The organism is Pedobacter sp. 10L46_2 (genome assembly GCF_056395165.1).
On record NZ_JBFTIZ010000285.1, the window covers coordinates 1 to 5447 of the forward strand.

Annotated in this window: 6 protein-coding genes; all 6 read left to right on the forward strand. The window is 37.7% G+C overall.

Features of this window, described 5'->3' with window-relative positions:
* Nucleotides 1-405 (forward strand): pseudouridine synthase (locus tag AC1DDX_RS22515; protein ID WP_477622631.1); only part of this gene is annotated, 405 nt, incomplete at its 5' end.
* Between the two features lie 9 nt (nt 406-414).
* Nucleotides 415-810, forward strand: a complete 396-nt coding sequence (locus AC1DDX_RS22520; RefSeq protein WP_288883918.1) for a (deoxy)nucleoside triphosphate pyrophosphohydrolase — start codon at nt 415-417, stop codon at nt 808-810.
* A gap of 143 nt (nt 811-953) precedes the next feature.
* On the forward strand, nt 954-2201 hold the full coding sequence (locus AC1DDX_RS22525) for an efflux RND transporter periplasmic adaptor subunit (protein ID WP_288883917.1): 1248 nt from the start codon (nt 954-956) through the stop codon (nt 2199-2201).
* Nucleotides 2202-2211: 10 nt separating this feature from the next.
* Nucleotides 2212-3684: a TolC family protein gene (locus AC1DDX_RS22530; RefSeq protein ID WP_216854452.1), complete on the forward strand. Its 1473-nt coding sequence runs from the start codon at nt 2212-2214 to the stop codon at nt 3682-3684.
* Between the two features lie 23 nt (nt 3685-3707).
* The gene (locus tag AC1DDX_RS22535) at nt 3708-4373 is read left to right on the forward strand and encodes an ABC transporter ATP-binding protein (protein ID WP_172662446.1); all 666 of its coding nucleotides are present in this window, start codon (nt 3708-3710) and stop codon (nt 4371-4373) included.
* An 11-nt stretch (nt 4374-4384) separates the two neighbouring features.
* A partial coding sequence (locus tag AC1DDX_RS22540; RefSeq protein ID WP_477622632.1) for an ABC transporter permease occupies nt 4385-5447 on the forward strand: 1063 nt, incomplete at its 3' end.

Here is a 5447-nt window from a genome sequence, read left to right on the forward strand (position 1 = left end):
GGGTATGCGCCTGATAGCCAGGATATAGATTATCCTCTTGCAAAAGAAAATGGAACCATTCAGGATGCTTTTACTGCTTTTATAACTTTAAAGAGGGYAGAGCTGGATGTTGCCTTCGGTAAACATACCACCTCAAGATATTCCTTAGTGGAAGCTACACCAACAACCGGAAGAATGCATCAGCTTAGAAAACACTTTGCTCATATTTTCTATCCTATAATTGGCGACCGCAAGCATGGGTGCAATAAACAAAATAAACTGTTTAAAGAGCAATGGGAAATGACTACGATGTTATTACATGCATCAGAACTTATATTTAAGCATCCGGTAACCAATGAAGAAATTCACCTTAAAGCCCCTCTTCAAGAGGAGTTTAGAAGAGTGATGGAATTAATGAAATGGTAAAAAATAATTATGATTAATGTTACTTGCGCCATAATAGTGGATGATTCCAATAGCATATTGGTTACTCAGCGCAGTGCATCAATGAAACTACCATTGAAAATTGAATTTCCAGGAGGAAAAATTGAAGAAGGAGAAACCCCTTCCGAATGCCTGATAAGAGAAATAAAAGAGGAGTTAAATCTGGATGTTGAGATTCTTTTTGAAATGCCAGCCAACATTCATCATTATGTTGAATTTTCGATTAATCTAATCCCTTTTGTTTGTAAAGTTATTGGCGGTTCTATTGAATTAAGAGAGCATGTATCATACCAATGGCTAAATTCATCTGAGCTTTTAGATCAAGACTGGGCAGAAGCAGATGTTCCTATAGTTGAGAATTATTTAAACTCCCTAAATACGATTTAACTAGTATTACTTAAAAATGCCCGATATCGAACGTTTAGTTTGTTATCGGGCATTTTTATGAATTATTATTTATGTAATTAACTGTTTATTAGATATTTAAGTTTGGTATTTGAGTTGTAATGCTTTGTCGAAACAAACAAGCAATGGACAAATCAATTGAAGAAGAAGTTACCGTAAAAAGAAAGAAGAAAACCAGAATAATTGTAATCATAATAGTGGGAATTATAATTGGAGGAATATTCACTTTACGGGCTTACATCAAACCTTCGATAGCTACTTCCGAATTTACCACAGCGGTGGCTGAAACTGGGGATATAGAAAATACAATAAATGCTACAGGAGAAGTGCTGCCTGAATTTGAAGAGGTGTTAACCAGCCCTATAAATGCAGCTGTAAGAAACGTATTAATGGATGCAGGCACAAAGGTAAAAGCCGGACAATCTATTCTTACTCTTGATAAATCATCTGCCGAAACTGATTTTGATAAACTAAAGTTTCAAATTGAATCCAAAGAAAACGAAATCAGAAAACTAAAGCTTGATCTCGAGAAAACGTTTTACGACATCAATTCCAATAATAACATTAAACAATTACGCATTGCAAATTTTAAAGATGCAGTAGCAAGTGCCCAGAGGCTATACAAAGCCGGTGGAGGAACTAAGGAAGATATTGAGCAGGCTCAGTTAAATTTAAAAGTAGCAGAACTGGAAAAGCAGCAGCTTGAAAATGAAATTAAAAACAAGCAGCAGACCATGAAAATAGAGATCAGGGAGGCCGAAATTGCTTTAGCCATTCAAAAAAACGATCAACAAGCCTTAAAACGTAAGCTTGATCTTGCAAATGTGATCGCTACACGCGAAGGTGTGGTAACCTGGGTAAATAAAAATATCGGCGCAAGCATAAAGGAGGGCGAGTCATTGGCTAGAATTGCAAACCTGAGCAGTTATAAGGTTGCAGGAAGTATATCGGACAATATGTTAGATCAGCTTCACAATAATATGCCCGCTATTATCAGGATAAACGATATTCAACTTAGAGGATCTGTTGCCAGTGTTTCTCCGGCTGTAAGCAACTCAATTGTTTCATTTGAAGTCCAGTTGGACGAAAAGAATAATAAGCTGCTTAGGCCAAACATGAAAGTTGATGTTTTTCTGATTACTGAAACCAGAAGTAAGGTAATTCGGGTGAATAACGGAGCGGCCTTTAAAGGTTCAAATCAGCAAGAGGTGTTTGTGCTAAATAACGGAAAAGCAGTACGAAGAAATGTGAAAACAGGACTTAGCAATTTTGATTACATAGAGATCATCAGTGGTATAAAGGCAGGTGAGACTGTGATCACATCCGATATGAGCAAGTATGCGTATTCAAAAGAAATTTCAATCACTAATTGATCATAAGCGTATGAAAATCAGTTTCACAACCCTAATGATCATGTATTGCTTTAACGTTTGGGGCAGTAGCATAGAATTAAAAAATGCGGCCGACACTTTGAAACTAACTTTAAACGAGGTAGTTGAAAAAGCTAAGTCGAATTCAATAGCCGCAAAACAAGCCATTACAGTTAAGGAAACCAAGTATTGGGAGTGGCGGACATTTAAGTCTAATTATCAGCCTCAGTTGGCATTAAGTGGTATTTTGCCCGGATACAATAAAACCTACTCTCAAGTACTTCAACCAAATGGAACAGTAGCTTTTCAGCCAATAAGAAATGATAATTCTTCACTAACGCTCGATTTTAGTCAGAGTTTGGCCGCAACAGGTGGTACTATTTATGGTACCACCCAGTTGCAACGTTTTACAGATTTTGATAGGGACAATGTGTTGTATAATGGTACTCCTTATGGTATTGGGTACATACAACCTTTGTTGCAGTTTAATAGCCTCAAATGGGATAAAAAAATAGCACCCTTAAAATACAACGAGAGTAAACAAGCTTACATAGAATCGCAGGAACAAATTTCTGTAACAGTTACCGGATATTTCTTTGATCTGTTGCTTGCTCAGGTAAATCTTCATATCGCAGAGACGAATTATACAAATACCGGCAACATCTTAACCATAGCCAATACCAAATTTGAATTGGGAAAAATCTCTAAAAATGAAATTCTGCAATTACAACTTGAGCAGGTAAATGCTAAGAAAGCTGTTGGAACGGCCAAACGAGATATGGAAATTGCAACGCTGAACTTAAGAAGCTATGCCGGGATAGAGGGGGATGACAGGATTGTGCTGACCATGCCAGAGGCAGTAAAACGTGTTGAGGTTACTTCAGAAAGGGTTCTAACTGAAGCATTTGAAAATCGCTCTGATGCGATAGCTTTTGTTAGACGTATTGCTGAGGCAAAACGGGATGTAGCTAAGGCTAAAGGAGAGAATGGGCTTATAGCAACCTTAAAAGCTAATCTGGGCTTCTCTAGCGCAGGTAGTAATATACTAGATGTTTACCGTTCACCTAAAAGTCAACAATCTGTTGAGTTACAATTGGCTATTCCGGTTCTTGATTGGGGAAGATCTAAATCCAGAACCAAAACAGCCGAGGCGAATCAGCAATTTACTATTTATGAAGTAGAGCAAGACAAGCAAACCTTTAAGCAACAGATAGTAACGCAGGTTACGCTTTTTAATATGATGAAAGAGCAATTGGCGCTAACCGCGCAAGCCGATAGGATTGCTTCTGAAAAATATCAGATTGCAAGTGAACGCTATGTTTTAGGCAATTTGAGTATAACAGATCTGAGCATAGCCTTTCAGGAAAGCGATAGAGCCAAAAGAGATTATGTGGCTTCATTAAGAGATTTTTGGGGAGCCTATTACCAGTTGAGGTATTTGTCGCTATATGATTTCGAAAAGAATGAAAAAATAACTTATAAATAAATCTTAATTACTAATTATACATTATGATACGTTTACAAAATATTGAAAAGGTGTATCGCACCGATACGGTTGAAACACTGGCTATAAATGGCATTAACCTGGATATTGCAAAAGGAGAGTTTTTATCAATAATGGGTCCTTCGGGATGTGGTAAAAGTACACTTCTTAATATTATGGGTTTGCTTGATGAACCATCAAAAGGCAGTATTAGAATAGCAGATCAGGATATTACCAGATTCTCGGATCAGCAACTGGCAAAATTCAGAAATCAAAAACTTGGATTTATATTTCAGAGCTATCACCTGATCAATGACTTACAAGTGTTGGATAATGTGGAACTGCCGCTATTGTATCGTTCTGGATCTGCTAAAGAGCGCAGAGAATTGGCTACCGAAGCCTTGGCAAAAGTAGGACTGAGCAACAGAATCAAGCATTTCCCAACCCAGCTTAGCGGGGGGCAGCGTCAGCGTGTGGCTATTGCCAGGGCTATTGTAGGCAGACCCCAGATCATTCTGGCTGATGAGCCAACAGGTAACCTTGATAGTGCTATGGGGAATGAGATTATGGATATTCTGATTAGTCTGAACAAGAATGATGGTACTACCATAGTGATGGTTACCCACGATGAAAATATGGCACATAAAACGCACCGTCTGGTACGTTTGTTTGATGGTTCTCAAGTACAATAAATCCTATAGTTATGCTTAAAAACTACTTTAAAATAGCCATAGCAGTATTGAAACGGAGAAAGTTCTTCACTTTTATCAGTTTGTTTGGCATTAGCTTTACGCTTACGATATTGATGGTAACGACTGCGTTTTTTGATAAGATGTTAAGTCCTTCATACCCTGACTACAAGAGAAACAGATCTCTTTATATCACAGGTGTGGCTCTGGTAAGCTCTAAAAATGGCTGGTATAATGGAAGCTCGGCTTCTTTTTATTTCCTGGATCATTATGTATCGAAACTAAAGACTCCGGAAAAGATTGGCATTTTCTCTTTCTCTGCCAAGGCGAATGCTTATGTAAACAACAAGAAAGTTGTTATGGAATACAAATATACAGATGCTAATTATTGGGAAATTGCCGAATATCAATTTTTGGAGGGAAAACCCTATACCAAGCAGCAGATTGATAATGGGGAGAGAGTAGGGGTGATTTCAGAAAGCAATAAAAGAAATTACTTTGGTGATGCTAAATCAGTTGTAGGAAAGTACATAGAGGCCGATAACGTTAGTTACAGGATCATTGGCGTGGTTAAGGATTTACCAAGAAGTATGCGCAATTTCTATGGTGATTTGTATTTGCCATACACTGTTTCGAAAGGAAACTATAAAGACGTTGGCTTTCAGGGAGGATTCGGCGCTGTATTACTTGCTAAATCTGAAGCAGATGTTCCCAAAATGAGGGCAGAATATCAGCAAATGCTCTCAAAAATCCCAACTAACGATAAGGAATATGACAAACTTTATGCTCATGCAGATACCATGCTTGAAAGTATGTCAAGAAAATTATTTGGAAATGATGAAAACGTGGGTATTTCCAGGATGATCGCAATTGTTAGTCTTTTTATTTTGCTGTTCCTGTTGCTACCTACTATAAATCTGGTAAATATTAATATTACCAGGATAATGGAGCGTTCCTCGGAGATTGGAGTTCGAAAGGCTTTTGGCGCTTCATCTAAAACACTGGTTTATCAGTTTATTGTAGAGAATGTTATTTTAACACTGCTGGGAGGTGTTATAGGCGTTTTTCTCTCTATAG